This window comes from Bacillus sp. SLBN-46, assembly GCF_031453555.1.
Taxonomy (GTDB): Bacteria; Bacillota; Bacilli; order Bacillales; family Cytobacillaceae; genus Neobacillus.
Genome location: NZ_JAVIZM010000001.1, coordinates 1,085,913 through 1,101,052 on the forward strand (window position 1 = coordinate 1,085,913; position 15,140 = coordinate 1,101,052).

The following is a 15,140-nucleotide window of genomic DNA, read 5'->3' on the forward strand; positions in this document are numbered from 1 at the left end:
GAGGAGGAGCATTCATGGAACGTTTAAATAAAAGTTTAGTAAACAATCTTCAAACATACCCGGAGAAGGTTCTGCAATTTGGTGAGGGGAACTTTCTAAGGGCCTTTGTTGACTGGCAAATTGATGTCATGAATAAGAAGGATCTTTTTAACGGTAGTGTTGTGGTCGTTCAACCGCGTGGTCAGGAAAAAATCGAGAAGCTTAATAAACAGGATGGTCTTTATACTCTTTACCTGCAGGGGATGAAGGAAGGCCAAGCAGTTAAGGAGCATAGTGTTATTACCAGTATTAGCAGAGGCATCAATCTTTTTAAACAGTATGATCAATATCTAGAATTGGCTTCTAATCCGGATCTACGGTTTATTTTTTCCAATACAACAGAAGCTGGGATTGCCTTTGACGAGAATGATTGTTTAGAAGACCGCCCTCAAAAGAGTTTTCCAGGTAAATTAACGGCATTCTTATATGAACGTTTCCATGCCTTTCAAGGCGATAAGAAAAAAGGCTGTATTCTGATCCCTTGTGAGCTGATTGAGCGGAATGGGGAAAAATTAAAGGAAATCATCCTGAAGTATGCGGAACTTTGGAACCTTGGTGAGGAGTTTGTCCATTGGATTCATGAAGGGAATACTTTCTGCAATACGCTCGTCGATCGGATTGTTTCAGGATTCCCACGTGAGTCGATTGAAGAGGTCCAAGAGGAACTTGGCTATATTGATCCTTTTGTGGTAGTGGGAGAACAATTCCACCTATTTGTCATCGAAGGCCCTGAGTGGATCCGTGAGGAATTTCCTGCCCACTTTGCAGGGTTAAATACCTTGGTTGTGGATGATTTGACTCCATACCGCACAACAAAGGTTCGGATTTTAAACGGTGCCCATACGGCCATGACGCCTGTTTCCTATCTATATGGATTAGATACGGTTGCAGAAGCAATTGAGCATGAGGTGATTGGGCCATATGTCAGAGAACTGATTTTTGATGAGATTATTCCAACATTGGATGTGCCTGTGGAAGAATTGCATTCATTTGCGAATGCGGTATTAGAACGATTTAAGAATCCGTTTATCCAGCATTTCTTGTTAAGTATCTCACTCAATTCGATGTCTAAATTTAAGACGAGAGATTTACCTTCTTTGCTTGAGTATTACCACCGTAATCAAGCATGGCCGGAAAAACTGGTCTTCTCGTTTGCGGCCCTGCTTTCTTTTTATAAAGGAAAAAGAGGGGAAGAAACGATTCAACTCTCTGATGATCAGGATGTTCTGGATTTATTTAAGGAGCAGTGGAGCCAATACGATGGAACAATTGAAAGTGTGAAGGCGATTGTTACGAGTGTGTTAGGCTACGAAAAGCTGTGGGAGCAGGATTTAAATGAGTTGCCCGGATTAACAACAGCGGTTACAAAGCATCTATATGAAATTGAAACATGGGGAATGAAAAAGGCAGTTGAGGCTGTTGGAGGACAAAAAACAGCCAGCTTGCGGGGGGAATTATAGTGTTGGATATCATCCAGATACACGATATTGATAATGTCGTTGTGGCGCTAAAGGATTTACGAGTGGGTCAAACTTTTACAGTAAATGATACCGTGATCGAGCTTAAGGAAGATGTGCCGAGAGGTCATAAGATTGCCATTAAAAACATGGTTGTCAATGAACATGTGGTAAAGTACGGCTATCCGATTGGTCACGCCGTGAAAGAAATTTCGGTGGGAGAACATGTTCATACCCATAACACGAAAACGAATTTAGACGGCATTCAAGAATATCAATTTAATCAAAAGCTACAAACCCTTTCCTATAAAAATGAAAGCCTAACCTTTAATGGATATAAAAGAAAGAATGGTAGTGTCGGTATTCGTAATGAGCTTTGGATTGTTCCAACCGTTGGCTGTGTCAATGGGGTGGCGGAACGAATGATCAAGCTGTTTGAAAAAGAAGTCGACGATATCCATCCATTTGAAAATGTACTTGTGTTAAAGCACAATTATGGCTGCTCCCAATTAGGGGACGACCATGAAAATACGAGAAAAATTTTACGCGATGCTGTTCTTCATCCGAATGCAGGCGGAGTCCTGGTATTGGGACTGGGCTGTGAAAATAACAATCTATATGAATTTAAGGATAGCTTAGGAGAGTTTGATGAAGACCGAGTGAAGTTCTTAGTCTCTCAGGAAGTGTCCGATGAAATCGAAGCGGGTGTCGAGCTTCTGAAGGAACTGTATGAACAGGCGAAAAATGACCAGCGTGAACCGGTGCCGTTATCTGAATTAAAAGTAGGGTTGAAATGCGGGGGATCGGATGGCTTCTCCGGTATTACGGCTAATCCGCTGCTTGGAAGATTCTCAGATTTCTTAGTTGCCCAGGGTGGAACCACCGTCCTAACAGAGGTGCCAGAAATGTTCGGTGCGGAAACCATCCTGATGGAGCGTGCGGCAGATGGAGAGGTGTTCGAAAAGACGGTGGAATTAATCAATGATTTCAAGGAATATTTCATTGAAAATAAACAACCTGTCTATGAAAATCCATCACCAGGAAACAAAGCAGGTGGGATTACAACCTTGGAGGATAAGTCTCTCGGATGTACACAAAAAGCCGGTACCTCTACGGTAATCGATGTCGTTAAATACGGGGAGCGCCTAAAACAAAAGGGACTGAATTTGTTAAGTGCACCTGGAAATGATCTAGTTGCCTCTTCTGCCTTAGCAGCGGCCGGCTGCCAATTGGTTTTATTCACAACGGGTCGTGGAACTCCGTTTGGTACGTTTGTGCCAACAATGAAAATTTCAACGAACACACCTATTTTCGAAACCAAGCCACATTGGATTGATTTTAACGCAGGTGTATTGCTTGAGAAGGACTCCGATGTAGTCCTGGGAGAATTTATAGATTACATCATAAAGGTGGCAAGCGGCCAATTAGTCAATAACGAGAAAAATGATTTTAGAGAGATGGCTATTTTTAAAAAGGGTGTGACTTTGTAGCGTTCCACAAGAGATAAAAATTGATAGGCAGACGACCTATCGATTTCTTGCATTCAACCTTAAAAAGGCGGGGATACGTATGATTGGGAAGGAATTTCCTTCAGAAATTAAAGAGTATGTGGACCAGAAAACAGGGAACATGGTTAAACAATTGACTTCCAATGGGTCCAATAACTATCACTTTTATTTTACAGACAATTCATTTTCTGCAGATGATAAAGAAATCTATTTTTTATCGGATCGTTCCTCTAATAAGCCTGAGGTTTATAATCTATTTAAAATGGAGCTTGAGACAGGGAAAATGGTACAACTGACGAATGAACCTGAAGGAGTTGCCCCCAGCTTTCATACAAAAACGCCTGAAAGTGACATAGTCGTGTATGTGACGGGAAAACAGCTTAAAAAACTAGATGTCAGCACACTTGAAACGACCGTCCTTTACGACGAAAGGCCAGGAATTCAATTAGGACACCCACACATCTCAGCGGATAAAAAATATATTGGCATGGCGCGAAATGAAAGGGTTCCTATTGAAAGAGGAGCGAATTACAGAGGGTTTAAGGAAACGATGTATGCTACTAAAAAGGGCTGGATTACCCTTATTAGTCTGGATGGAGCGGAAGTATTTGATGTGTTTGAAGATACACATTGGCTGGGCCATTTTCAATTTTCACCTACCCATAGCAGCCTGGCCACCTTTTGTCATGAAGGGCCATGGAACCTCGTCCATCAACGAATATGGCTTTTAGATATTAGAGCACGTTCGGTACAGCCTGTATTTAGGCAAGGCGAAGATGATTGTATCGGACATGAATTCTGGACATCTGATGGAAAAATATTTTTTGATAATCGTAGAAAAGGGCATGATGGAACCATCACGGTTCACAAGACCCAAGCGACCATCCAAAAAGAAGAGGAAACGGGGCAGATTCCTTTCGTCGGATTAGCGGATGAAAATGGTCAATTACTACGAAAAATCGACTTGCCGTATTACTGTAACCATTATCATAGTAACAGTGACAATACGCTGCTGATCGGCGATGAGGTGGAAAATCTCGTGTTAGTTGATATAAGCGGAGAACAAGCAACCATTGAAACGTTATGTTCTCACTACACGAGCTGGAACACGCAAAGAACCCACTGTCATCCGACGTTTAGCTGGGATAATACAAAAATCTTATTTACATCAGACCGTGACGGAGTCTGTAATTTATATTTAGTAGAATTGCCAAAATAGGGGGGAAGAGAATGTTTACATATGGAGAACAGGTAGATGCGGTAGCTACTGAGGAAGGCGTAACAAGGAAGTTGTTAAGCCAGGGCGGAAGCCTCATGATGACGGAAGTTACTTTTAGGAAAGATGCAGTTGGAAGTATCCATTCCCATCCACATGAACAGATTAGCTACATCATTCAGGGGAGTTTTGAATTCAACTTGGGTGGGGAAATTCAACAGGTCGCCAAAGGGGATAGCATTTATATACCGTCCGATATGTTGCACGGTGTGAGGGCACTTGAGGAAGACTCTATTATTTTAGATGTGTTTACTCCACAGCGCGAGGACTTTTTGAAATAAATGGAGAAAAAAATGAGGCTGAACACTTAGGAGTCAGCCTCAATTTTCTATGTTGCTAGAAAACATCATTCCGTTCCGTATCTGAGTATACAGAGATGAGCACGATCGCTTTTTCCTCACCCACATTTTTAACAAAGTGTGGGACGCTTGCGTTCCAGCTAAATGTATCCCCTTCTTCCAAGAGGACCGAGTCTTCTCCCTGCTCGGCAAGGACCTTTCCTTCTAACACTAAATGGCTTTCCAGGCCTTCATGGGCATTGGCTTCCCCCATGGATGCACCCGGAGGAAACTCGACCAACATCATGCGTAATCCGCCTTGTGACGTTAAATGTTCAATTTTTAAGTTGTTATAGGTCGAATACGTTCTTTCTCCCTTTTTGATGACGCGCATATGCTGCTTTTTTTCCAATAGTAAATAAGGTAAAGGCACGCCTAAAAAAGTCGCTATTGTTTGCAGTGTGTTAATGGAAGGAGACGTGTTATTGTTTTCAACATTGCTGATAAAGCCCTTCGATAGTCCCGTTCCTTCACACATTTGCGCAATGGTGATTTTTTTTCTGTTACGTATTGCGCGAATCTTTGATCCAATATCCACGTAATCCACCTCGAGTGTTTCCAAATAAAAAACTTAATTCTATCTTAGCAAAAAAACGATTGACAATCCATAGCGATTAGAGTTATCTTATAGATAATAATTATTCCTAATAGGAAACTTAATTTTGTCTAATGGTTTTCTAATATGAATATATTATTTTTATGAAAATCCACAAACCCCTTTATATAAAACTTTAAGGAGAGGATCATATGCTTCCATCATTATTTATCGCACACGGAGCTCCGTTACTTGCGATTGAAAACAATAAGTACACTCAGTTTTTAAATCAATTAGGCCGTACTCTGCCAAGACCAAAGGCTATTGTTTTATTTTCTGCCCACTGGGAGTCGAATATGCAACAGGTGAGCAGTGCCCCTGAATACCGAACGATTTATGACTTTGGCGGGTTTCCTGAAGCCTTGTACAAAATAGAATATCCAGCAAAGGGAAATCATGACATCACGAAAGAAATTACCGAACTATTCACTAGCCAAGGTGTTTCATATGAAGTGGATGCTTCGCGCGGATTGGATCATGGTGCATGGGTCGTATTGAGAATGCTGTATCCAGATGCAGATATACCTGTGATTTCGATGTCGGTTAATCCAAACCTTTCACCTGCGGAACAGTATCAGATTGGAAAGTCCTTAGCAGGTTTAAGGGAAAAGGATGTTTTAATCATTGCCAGTGGAGGAACAGTGCATAATCTTCGGGCTTTAAATTGGGATAAGGACCTTACTGGAGGTATTGACGATTGGGCACTTGCGTTTGATGAATGGCTAGCACGCCATCTGAAAAATTGGGATGTAGAATCACTTTTTAACTATCAGACGTTGGCTCCAACAGCAAACCTAGCGGTGCCTTCATATGGAACTGAGCACTTCATTCCTATTTTTTATGCGCTTGGTGCAGCGGATACTGGAAAAAAAGCAGAATTACTGCACCGCAGCTACCGATATGGAAGTTTAAGCCATAGTGTGTGGCAGTTTAATTAATTTTACAAAATACAGGAGGAGAATTTTTATGAATAATAAATTTGAAGTCAGTACATTCATTTTACGAGTAGTTTTAGGGATTAGTTTTTTTATCCACGGGCTTACTAAGTTCCAAGGCGGAATAGAAAATATCGTTGGTTGGTTTGACAGTATCGGTTTACCTGGTGGATTGGCCTATGTAGTGGCAGTTATTGAGGTGGTTGGTGGATTAGCCTTAGTGTTTGGTTTAGGATCAAGAATCGTGTCTATTCTTTTATCCCTTGTCATGATTGGTGCTATGATTAAAGTGAAATTAGCTGTCGGATTTTTAGGAAATGGCCAAATGGCAGGCTACGAACTAGATTTAGCTTTCCTAGCGATGGCTGTAGTGATTGCGATCAATGGTAGCAAATTGTTTGCGCTTGACCAAGTGATTTTTAATAAGCAATCAAATAAAAGTGGAAATCATAAAGCCGCTTAAGCAAAAAAACTGCTAGAATCCTTATTCTAGCAGTTTTTTTCATGTTTTATTGGTACGTCTCTTTTTCAATGACTTGTGGAAGTGGCTTTTGCTTCTGGGTCATAAAGAAGAAGACTCCTATAAGGACGAGCAAGCCCCCTGCAATTTGCCATGGAACAAGCCGTTCATGTAATAAGATAAAGGCTAAAAACGTCGACCCCACAGGTTCTCCTAAAATACTCATAGAAATGGTAGTGGCATTGACATATTTGAGGAGCCAATTATTTATTACGTGACTTACGGTAGGAACCGTCGCAAGTAACAGGTAGATTCCCCATTCCTTCGCTGGATAGCCGCCGAAGTCCACACCAGTTATAAAGTTATAAATAATTAAAATAAGAGCAGCAGAGAAAAATACACAAAAGCTATATAGCCAATGAGATACTTTTTTCACGATGGTTTGCCCGATTAATAGGTAGCCTACAACCGAAATCACACTTAAGAAGGAAAGTACATCCCCCATAATGGCATCCTGGCTCAATCCGAAATCTCCCCAGCCGATCATCATCGCGCCAATAATTGCAATTCCCATTGTCATTAGGGCGGATAAGGTGGTTCTCTCTCTAAACAGTAAAAAGCCCCCGACTAAGGACACAATTGGCTGCAAAGCTAGAATGATTGTCGAACTGGCTACTGTCGTTAGCTTTAATGACCCAAACCAAAGGACAAAATGTAAAGCTAAAAACGAGCCTGAAAAAAATAAAAAGAACCAATCTCTTTTCTCGATGTTGTTAAATTCATCTCGATGTTTCCATACAATGGGAAGCATTAAAATACTTGCAAATAACATTCGATACATACTTAAAACTGAGGCTGGCGCGTCTGACCATTTGACAAAGATAGCTGAAAACGAGATGGCTATAATGGAAATGGTAAGCGGCAGGGCAATGGACCTTGATGCTTCTTCCTGTTTCATGTTCTCCCCCTATTTTTTACGTGATGAAACAAAACTATTTATCTATTATACTCGGCTTTTTCTTGGCTCTCAACTAGGCGATATTCTGAGAAATTTCGGCAAGATGGAGAAATATTTGTCGTTTCCTGGGAAATGAAGTCCTGTTTTATAAAAAAATACTAATTGGACTAACCAATCAGTAGTTACCTATATTATGAAATTTGGTTTACGAGAATTGTAACTAAGGCACTAAGCAGGATCGCGCCAATCATAATCGAACTATACATGAGACACTTTTTCCTCTTTTTTTTTACAAGTACTTCTTCTGGTGTGAGCCAATATGTTTTTGACATCAAATAATCTTGAACTAAATTATCTCCAAATCAAGATAGTATCATATATAATTTAATTTGCCAATATGTTGAACTGTATTTAGGGGATAGTAAAATTATTAAAAAAATGGAGGGAAGAACATCATGGGAGAATTTCATAGTAAACCCTATGTATATGTTGGAGAAGTAAATATTAAGGTGAAAGACCTAGAAAACTCGGTTGCTTTTTACGAAACCATTATTGGTTTACAGGTCTTAGAAAAAGGAGAGGGTCGCGCAGTTTTGACTGCAGACGGGGAAACTCCCTTAGTTACGCTTGAACAGCCTGAAGATGTAATTTCCAAAGCCGGCCGTACAACAGGTTTGTACCATTTCGCCATATTATTGCCGACAAGAGCCGATTTATCGGTCTTTTTGCGTCATTTACTGGAAACCGGGTATCCACTGGGTGCTGCCGACCATTATGTAAGTGAAGCATTGTATCTAAATGATCCTGATGGCAACGGGATTGAAGTATACCGCGACCGCCCTGCAGATGAGTGGACCTGGAAAAATGGAATGGTAGATATGGCAACCGAACAACTTGATGCACAGGGAATTCTCGCTGCGAGTGATGCCGAGTGGAAGGGGCTGCCAGCTGAAACGTTGATGGGTCATATCCATCTCCATGTAGCAGATTTGCAGCAAGCAGAAGAATATTACACAAAAGGTCTCGGGTTTGAACGGGTTGCTACGTATCCTCAAGCAGCTTTTCTGTCGACTGGTAAATACCATCATCATATTGCGATTAACACTTGGCAGGGAGTGGGGGCACCGACACCGCCAAGAAACAGCATCGGCTTAAATTGGTATACACTTGTATTCCTAGATACGTCTGTTAGAGAAGCTGTGGTGAAGCAGCTTCAACAATTAGGTGCACCTATAACGAAAGAGCATGATTATTATTTAACCAATGATCCGGCGGGTAATCAAATTCGGTTAGTAGTTTAAAGTAAGGGATGGAATCGAATGACTGAAAAAATAGAATTAGCCACGTTTGCAGGTGGTTGCTTTTGGTGCATGGTAGCCCCTTTCGATGAGCAGCCGGGAATTAAGGAAGTCATATCAGGCTACACTGGCGGTCATAAGGAAAATCCTACCTATGAAGAAGTATGCTCCGATACTACTGGTCACTTGGAAGCCGTTCAAATTACCTTTGACCCACATGTGTTTCCATATGAACAGTTACTTCAGTTGTTTTGGCAGCAAATTGATCCAACTGATGCAGGCGGCCAGTTTAATGACCGTGGGTATTCCTATAAGACGGCAATTTTTTATCATAATGAAGAGCAAAAGAAGCAGGCGGAAGCATCTAAAGTAGAGCTTGCGGCTAGTGGACGCTTTCAACAGCCGATTGTGACGGAAATCCTTCCGGCAGGCCCTTTTTACAGGGCTGAAGAAAAACATCAGGAATATTATAAAAAATTTCCCTTCCACTATAACCATTATCGGGAGGGATCCGGACGTGCGAGGTTCATTCGTGAAAAGTGGAAGAAACGGAAAACCGATGAAGAGTTAAGGCAGGAGTTAACACCAATCCAGTTTGAAGTGACTAGGAAGAAGGCAACAGAGCCACCCTTCCGTAATGAATTTTGGAATCATACGGAGGAGGGAATCTATGTGGATATTATTTCTGGGGAACCGCTGTTTAGTTCCCAGGATAAATATGATGCAGGCTGCGGTTGGCCGAGTTTTACCAAACCGCTCCTCCGGAATGAGCTGGAGGAAAGGTTTGATACGTCACATGGAATGAGAAGAATTGAAGTTCGGAGCAAAACTGCGGATTCTCATCTCGGTCATGTGTTTGATGACGGACCAGGACCTGACCGTGCCCGTTATTGCATTAATTCAGCTGCTTTAAGGTTTGTACCAAAGAGCAAGTTACTGGAAGAGGGATATGGTCAGTTTTTACGTTTGTTTGAATAGTTTGAATCCAAAAGCCCTGCTGTCGTGCAGGGCTTGAATTTTTTATATGTATCTAACTTTCCATTCTTATCTTCTTTCTGAACAGAAAAGTGGACGTAGAACCTTTCTACTTCTATTTCTTTTCAATGACTTCAACAGGTTGTTCTTGCGGCTTGGAAAAATAGTAGCCTTGATATAGGTCGTAGCCCATTTCTTTTAAGAAGTGTAAATCTTCTTCGCACTCCACACCTTCGGCAAGAGCTAATGCATTCATCTTGTGGGCAATGGTCAAAACGGATTGTGCTACTTCTTGCTTCGCTGGATTCCCACTAACGCCGTTTGTAAATTCAAAGGCAAGCTTCACAATATCCGGTTCCATTTGTGCAAGCTTCTCCAAGTTATTGAAGCCAACACCCACATCATCCAGGGCGTACTTAAAGCCATGTGCCCGGTAATAATTTAAGATTGATTTTAAATGTTCCAGATCCTCTACTTCGTCTGTTTCGACCACTTCGAACACAACTTGTTCTGGTTTTATATTCAATTGCTGGATTAAGGCAAAGGTGGTCGAGAGACAGTGCTCAGGGACATAGATAGCCGTGGGGATAAAGTTTATAAATATCAGTTTATCCTGCACGACGGAGGCATTTCGAATCGATTGCATTCTACAGACGCGGTCTAATGCAAACGTACGATTTCTAATTCTGGCTGCTTCAAACATTTTAAAAGGTGGAATGATTTCTCCGTTTTCATCGAGTCCACGAGACAAAAGTTCGTGACCAATAACATGAATTGCGTCACTATCAACCTTTACTATTGGCTGATAATGGGTTTTGATGGAGCTGCTTTCTATTAATCTATCAATCCAGCTGGCATTGCGTTCTTCTTTATAGGAAAGAATTGGTCGTAACTCATGTAGATTTTTTAATGGATCGACTGGGCTAGTTAATACGGCGAAAATATGATGATGGTCCATATGGACTTCGAGATAATCAAGTACAGCAAAAAAAACCGGTTCTTGTAACCAAAACATCCGCTCGTTTATATATTTCCAAGACTGTCCAGAGAACTTTTGGAAATAAGTTGTTAATTTTGAAACACTTTCATTTTCAGCAAAATAGACAGTATAGCCCCTTGCAGTTGGCAGACAAACTTCACATCCCATTTCTCTTTCTCCCCTTAACAAATCGTATTCATCCATTATACGACAAAAAAGGACTATTTTCTTACTTTTCTGGAAGTGGGAGTGTCTTTTTGTAGTGCTTTACACCCGTAGGTTTTTCTGTGGCATTTTTGGGAAAAATGGTGTTGTGCCTATAAGAAATTTATGGTAATATAAATACGAACACAAGTTCTGTTTATGCTAAAAATCTATTAAAAGAGGTGTTTAAATGATTTTAGGAGTTTTCCCTTATTTGGTTTTAAACGGAAATGGACAAGAAGCAGTGAAGTTTTATGAACATGCATTGGATGCAAAGGTCATTTCAGTTCAGACGTTCGGTGACATGCCCGGGAAATCTGACTTGCCTGAGGAAGCAAAAAATCGTGTATTAAATGCCCAATTAAAAGTTGGAGATGTACACCTTATGCTGTCTGATAACTTTCCAGGAAATCCCTATCAACTAGGTGATCAAGTAACGATTGCTATTTCTATTAGTGATGTTGAAAAATCAAAAGAAGTATTCGGGAAATTAGAGGATGGCGGTAAAGTAATTATGCCGTTACAAGAAACATTCTGGAGCTCCTCTTACGGACAAGTCACCGATAAATTCGGAATTACCTGGCAGGTTTCGACGGAACCCAAATAATTGAATGAAAAAGGAAAGCCGCATTCTAGCTGCTTTCCTAGTTACTTTTGGTGAGATGACTTTGTTTTACGAGCAGGTGGGATTTTAAGAGGTAATAAACACTGTAGATCCCCATTGTATCAATCACCAAATCATACATCCGACCGTCTCTCCCGAAATACAACTGGAGAATCTCCGTCATTAACGCAAATGAAATTGAGAGTACCAGTGACTGCTTATGATTTCTTAGCCATTTAAAAAGCAGGTAATCAAATATCGCAAAACCGACAAAATGTCCCGTTTTTACGATGATAAAATAGTGATGAATCGTGTTGATATCCTGTAAATAAAAGAACGATAAATAATCTGGAGATGCAATCCATGTAAAACTGAATGTTTGATTCCGTAAGAGCGCTCCTAAATTACTGGTCCACGTATGCAGCAATAATATGAAACTCCAGATGATCACCGGAATTATTTTGAGTTGCCGCCATTTTACCACTTCTGCAAACATGTTTGTCCAACTTCCTTTGTCATGTCACTACTTTAATCTATTCATTTCCATCAATAATATAAAAACATACGTAAAAGTACAAAAAAAATATCCCATGCTGTCGAGTCAGCTGGGATATAAGAAGAACCCTTTTAAGGTGGAAAAGGTAGTGGAATTTACTCCTTCCGTCTCTTCAATTTGTTGCTTAAAACTTGTAATTGTTGCATAAGTTGTTTGTATTCGTCGAGTTCAATTTTACAGGATTGAATTTCCTTCCCGACCATTGTGGTAATAGGTTGTTTTTCTTCATAGGCTTTCTTCTCTAAATGAATATACACCTTACGTTCATCTAATTTGGACCGCTGTTTACGAAGCCAACCGTTTGCTTCCATCCTAGATATCATCGGCGTCAGTGTTCCTGTGCCTAGATTTAACCGTTCTCCTAATTCTTTCACGAGAAGTCCGTCTTGTTCCCATAAAACCAATAGAACCAAGTATTGCGGATAGGTTAATCCAAATGGCTGCAATACACTTGTATAAAGTTTATTAAATTCACTAGCCGTTTCATACACGGCAAAACATAGTTGTTTTTCTAGCGTTAAAAAGTCTTTCATGATGATCTCACCTTATTTATCATTTGAACTCTTCATTTTTAAAGTGATGCGGAAGTGGACAATAATTTAACTACATCCGCTTCGATTTTGTCTGGTGTCGTGGTTGGTGCATACCGTTCAATCACATGACCATTGCTGTCGATAAGGAATTTGGTGAAATTCCATTTAATCATGCCACCTAATAGGCCCTTTTTCTGATCCTTTAAATACTTGAACAGTGGATCGGCATAGACACCATTGACATCAATTTTGGCAAAGATGGGGAAGGTGACTCCATAGTTTACTTGACAAAACTGAGTGGTTTCATCGATGTTATCAAATTCCTGATTGTTGAATTGATCACATGGGAAGCCCAGTATTTCCAATCCATTGTCCTTGTATTTATCATATAGTTCCTGAAGGCCGGTAAATTGTGGGGTTAACCCGCACTTACTCGCTGTATTGACAATTAATAACGGTTTGCCCTCGTATTCTTTTAATGATTTTTTCTCACCATTTGTCTTCTTAACTGTGAAATCATAAACTGTCTTCATTGTTCATTCCTCCAATCACATTCATTTGGGTGTAGTTTCTAATTTAAATAAAATAAATCGTTTGCGATTTAATCTTACACGATTTAAATAATCGTTTCAAGAATAACGATTAAAATAAAAAAGCCCAGATTCTGTGTATAGTTAGAATTGGGCTGTTTCTTCATGATTGGGTTTGGCATTCTTCAGATTCTATTTTTGGACTCACGCCCCGGGATTCAATAAATCGTTTGATTCGCTTAAGGGCTTCTTGCAGTTGCGGCATGGAGCTAGCGTAGCTGCAACGGATATACCCTTCGCCGCTGTCACCAAATACATGACCAGGAACAACCGCGACTTTTTCCTGCATCAGCAATTCCTCGGCAAATTGCTCGGAAGTTAAGCCGGTTGCACGAATCGATGGAAATACATAGAAGGCACCGCCAGGAGTATGGCAATCGAGGCCCATTTGATTCAATGCCTGGACAACGTAGTTGCGTCTTCTTCTGTAGCTATTACGCATCGATTCCACTTCATGATAGGTATTCCTTAATGCTTCAATGGCACCGTGCTGAAGCATATTTGGGGCGCACATGGTTGTATATTGAAAAATCTTCAGCATGACCTCGACAAATTCCTTCGGGGCTGCTAAGAAGCCTAATCTCCAACCTGTCATCGCGAACCCTTTTGAAAAACCGTTGATTAAAATGGTTCGTTCATACATGCCCTCAATGGAGGCAAAGCTCGTAAAGCTTTCATCATAGGTTAATTCAGCGTAAATTTCATCCGATACAACAAGGAGGTCATGTTTTTGAATAACCTTTGCGATTTCTAAGAGCTCATCCTTGGTTAGCGTGCTGCCTGTTGGATTGTTTGGTGAGCATAGGAGGATCGCTTTTGTTTTATTTGTAATTGCTGATTCGATTTGATCAGCTGTCACATTAAATCCATTTTCAGGTGATGTAGCTACGGCAACCGGATTTCCTCCTGCAATGGAAACCAATGGGGCATAGGAGACGAAGGCCGGTTCGACGATCAGCACTTCATCGCCATGATTTAAAATTGCCCGAAAGGCAAGATCGATCGCCTGGCTAGCTCCAATCGTTACAATAATCTGATTTGTAGGGTCATAATCGACTCCAAATCGAGAGCCAAGATAAGAAGTAATCTCCTGCCTTAATTCTAGCAATCCAGGGTTTGCCGTGTAGGAGGTAAAGCCCTGTTCGATGGAAAGAATCGCTGCTTCACGAATGCTCCAAGGCGTGACGAAGTCAGGTTCCCCCACCCCTAAGGAAATGACACCTTCCATACTTGCGGCAAGGTCAAAAAATTTGCGTATGCCAGAGGGCTGCAGCTCTTTAGCCGTATGGGAAAGGTAGCGATTATACTCGAGACTCATGGTGTGACCACCATTCTTCTATCTTTGTCCTCATTTTCGCTGCTAAACAACACGCCATCATGCTTGTATTTCTTTAACATGAAATGGGTCGTGGTCGAAACGACGTTTTCAATCGTCGATAATTTTTCTGAGACAAAGGTAGCGATTTGGTTCATGGTCTTACCTTCAACTGTAATGGAGAGGTCATAGGCACCAGACATGAGATATAAAGAGGATACTTCCGGAAAACGGGAAATCCTGCCGGCCACTTCATCAAAACCAACACCCCGTTTAGGTGTAACCTTCACATCAATCATGGCGACAACATTATCATGTCCTTCTACTTTGCTCCAATCAATTAAGGTTGGGTAGCTCATTATGATTTTCGCTTGTTCCAGCTTTTCGATGGTTTTTTTAACGGTTTCTTCGCTGCATAATGCCATCGATGCAATGGTCTCTACAGAGATTTTGTGGTTTTCTTCTATGATTTTTAAGATTTCAATTTCCTCACTGCTAAGTCGCATGTGTGGGTCCACCT

17 protein-coding genes are annotated in these 15,140 nt (G+C 40.9%); 9 read left to right on the forward strand and 8 right to left on the reverse strand.

Translation table 11 applies throughout. From position 1 onward, the window contains the following. Nucleotides 1-14 precede the first annotated feature (14 nt). The 4 genes from QFZ87_RS05610 to QFZ87_RS05625 all read left to right on the forward strand — a co-directional run bounded on the left by QFZ87_RS05610 (nt 15) and on the right by QFZ87_RS05625 (nt 4,561). Nucleotides 15-1,499, forward strand: coding sequence for a tagaturonate reductase (locus QFZ87_RS05610; RefSeq protein WP_309858851.1), 1,485 nt, complete (start codon nt 15-17; stop codon nt 1,497-1,499). Further along, nucleotides 1,499-2,986: a UxaA family hydrolase gene (locus QFZ87_RS05615; RefSeq protein WP_309858854.1), complete on the forward strand. Its 1,488-nt coding sequence runs from the start codon at nt 1,499-1,501 to the stop codon at nt 2,984-2,986. Before QFZ87_RS05610 ends, QFZ87_RS05615 begins: the two co-directional genes overlap by 1 nt. A 79-nt stretch (nt 2,987-3,065) precedes the next feature. After that, nucleotides 3,066-4,223: an oligogalacturonate lyase family protein gene (locus QFZ87_RS05620; protein ID WP_309858856.1), complete on the forward strand. Its 1,158-nt coding sequence runs from the start codon at nt 3,066-3,068 to the stop codon at nt 4,221-4,223. An 11-nt stretch (nt 4,224-4,234) separates the two neighbouring features. Then, entirely contained in the window at nt 4,235-4,561 is a 327-nt protein-coding gene (locus QFZ87_RS05625) for a cupin domain-containing protein (RefSeq protein WP_309858858.1), read from the forward strand. 55 nt (nt 4,562-4,616) lie between these two features. On the opposite strand, the gene QFZ87_RS05630 is transcribed toward QFZ87_RS05625, so the two are convergent. Further along, nucleotides 4,617-5,156 (reverse strand): helix-turn-helix domain-containing protein, encoded by a 540-nt coding sequence (locus QFZ87_RS05630; protein ID WP_309858861.1) that lies wholly within the window; start codon nt 5,154-5,156, stop codon nt 4,617-4,619. Between the two features lie 209 nt (nt 5,157-5,365). On the opposite strand from QFZ87_RS05630, the gene QFZ87_RS05635 reads away from it, so the two are divergent. Together QFZ87_RS05635 and QFZ87_RS05640 are read left to right on the forward strand one after the other, a co-directional pair. Beyond that, nucleotides 5,366-6,151: a dioxygenase family protein gene (locus QFZ87_RS05635; protein WP_309858865.1), complete on the forward strand. Its 786-nt coding sequence runs from the start codon at nt 5,366-5,368 to the stop codon at nt 6,149-6,151. A 28-nt stretch (nt 6,152-6,179) separates the two neighbouring features. Continuing rightward, on the forward strand, nt 6,180-6,611 hold the full coding sequence (locus tag QFZ87_RS05640; RefSeq protein WP_309858868.1) for a DoxX family protein: 432 nt from the start codon (nt 6,180-6,182) through the stop codon (nt 6,609-6,611). 46 nt (nt 6,612-6,657) lie between these two features. Here QFZ87_RS05640 and QFZ87_RS05645 read toward each other — a convergent pair whose 3' ends face one another. Continuing rightward, nucleotides 6,658-7,566, reverse strand: coding sequence for a DMT family transporter (locus tag QFZ87_RS05645; protein ID WP_309858871.1), 909 nt, complete (start codon nt 7,564-7,566; stop codon nt 6,658-6,660). 455 nt (nt 7,567-8,021) lie between these two features. Between QFZ87_RS05645 and QFZ87_RS05650 the strand changes: the two genes are divergently transcribed. After that, entirely contained in the window at nt 8,022-8,867 is an 846-nt protein-coding gene (locus QFZ87_RS05650) for a VOC family protein (RefSeq protein ID WP_309858875.1), read from the forward strand. Nucleotides 8,868-8,885: 18 nt separating this feature from the next. Further along, nucleotides 8,886-9,842, forward strand: coding sequence for a peptide-methionine (S)-S-oxide reductase MsrA (gene msrA / locus QFZ87_RS05655; protein WP_309858879.1), 957 nt, complete (start codon nt 8,886-8,888; stop codon nt 9,840-9,842). 112 nt (nt 9,843-9,954) lie between these two features. On the opposite strand, the gene QFZ87_RS05660 is transcribed toward msrA, so the two are convergent. Then, nucleotides 9,955-11,022, reverse strand: coding sequence for an EAL domain-containing protein (locus tag QFZ87_RS05660; protein WP_309858883.1), 1,068 nt, complete (start codon nt 11,020-11,022; stop codon nt 9,955-9,957). A gap of 190 nt (nt 11,023-11,212) precedes the next feature. Here QFZ87_RS05660 and QFZ87_RS05665 point away from each other — a divergent pair, with 190 nt between their 5' ends. Beyond that, nucleotides 11,213-11,629 (forward strand): VOC family protein, encoded by a 417-nt coding sequence (locus tag QFZ87_RS05665; RefSeq protein ID WP_309858887.1) that lies wholly within the window; start codon nt 11,213-11,215, stop codon nt 11,627-11,629. A 37-nt stretch (nt 11,630-11,666) separates the two neighbouring features. On the opposite strand, the gene QFZ87_RS05670 is transcribed toward QFZ87_RS05665, so the two are convergent. The 5 genes from QFZ87_RS05670 to QFZ87_RS05690 form a co-directional block, all read right to left on the reverse strand. Then, complete coding sequence (locus QFZ87_RS05670) at nt 11,667-12,122, reverse strand: VanZ family protein (RefSeq protein WP_396133896.1); 456 nt, start codon at nt 12,120-12,122, stop codon at nt 11,667-11,669. 155 nt (nt 12,123-12,277) lie between these two features. Next, on the reverse strand, nt 12,278-12,715 hold the full coding sequence (locus tag QFZ87_RS05675) for a MarR family winged helix-turn-helix transcriptional regulator (RefSeq protein ID WP_309858892.1): 438 nt from the start codon (nt 12,713-12,715) through the stop codon (nt 12,278-12,280). A gap of 38 nt (nt 12,716-12,753) precedes the next feature. After that, complete coding sequence (locus tag QFZ87_RS05680) at nt 12,754-13,248, reverse strand: glutathione peroxidase (protein ID WP_309858895.1); 495 nt, start codon at nt 13,246-13,248, stop codon at nt 12,754-12,756. A gap of 160 nt (nt 13,249-13,408) precedes the next feature. Next, a complete protein-coding gene (locus tag QFZ87_RS05685; protein WP_309858898.1) occupies nt 13,409-14,623 on the reverse strand; it encodes an aminotransferase in 1,215 nt (404 codons plus the stop codon). After that, nucleotides 14,620-15,126, reverse strand: coding sequence for an Lrp/AsnC family transcriptional regulator (locus QFZ87_RS05690; protein WP_309858900.1), 507 nt, complete (start codon nt 15,124-15,126; stop codon nt 14,620-14,622). Before QFZ87_RS05690 ends, QFZ87_RS05685 begins: the two co-directional genes overlap by 4 nt. Between the last annotated feature and the right edge of the window lie 14 nt (nt 15,127-15,140).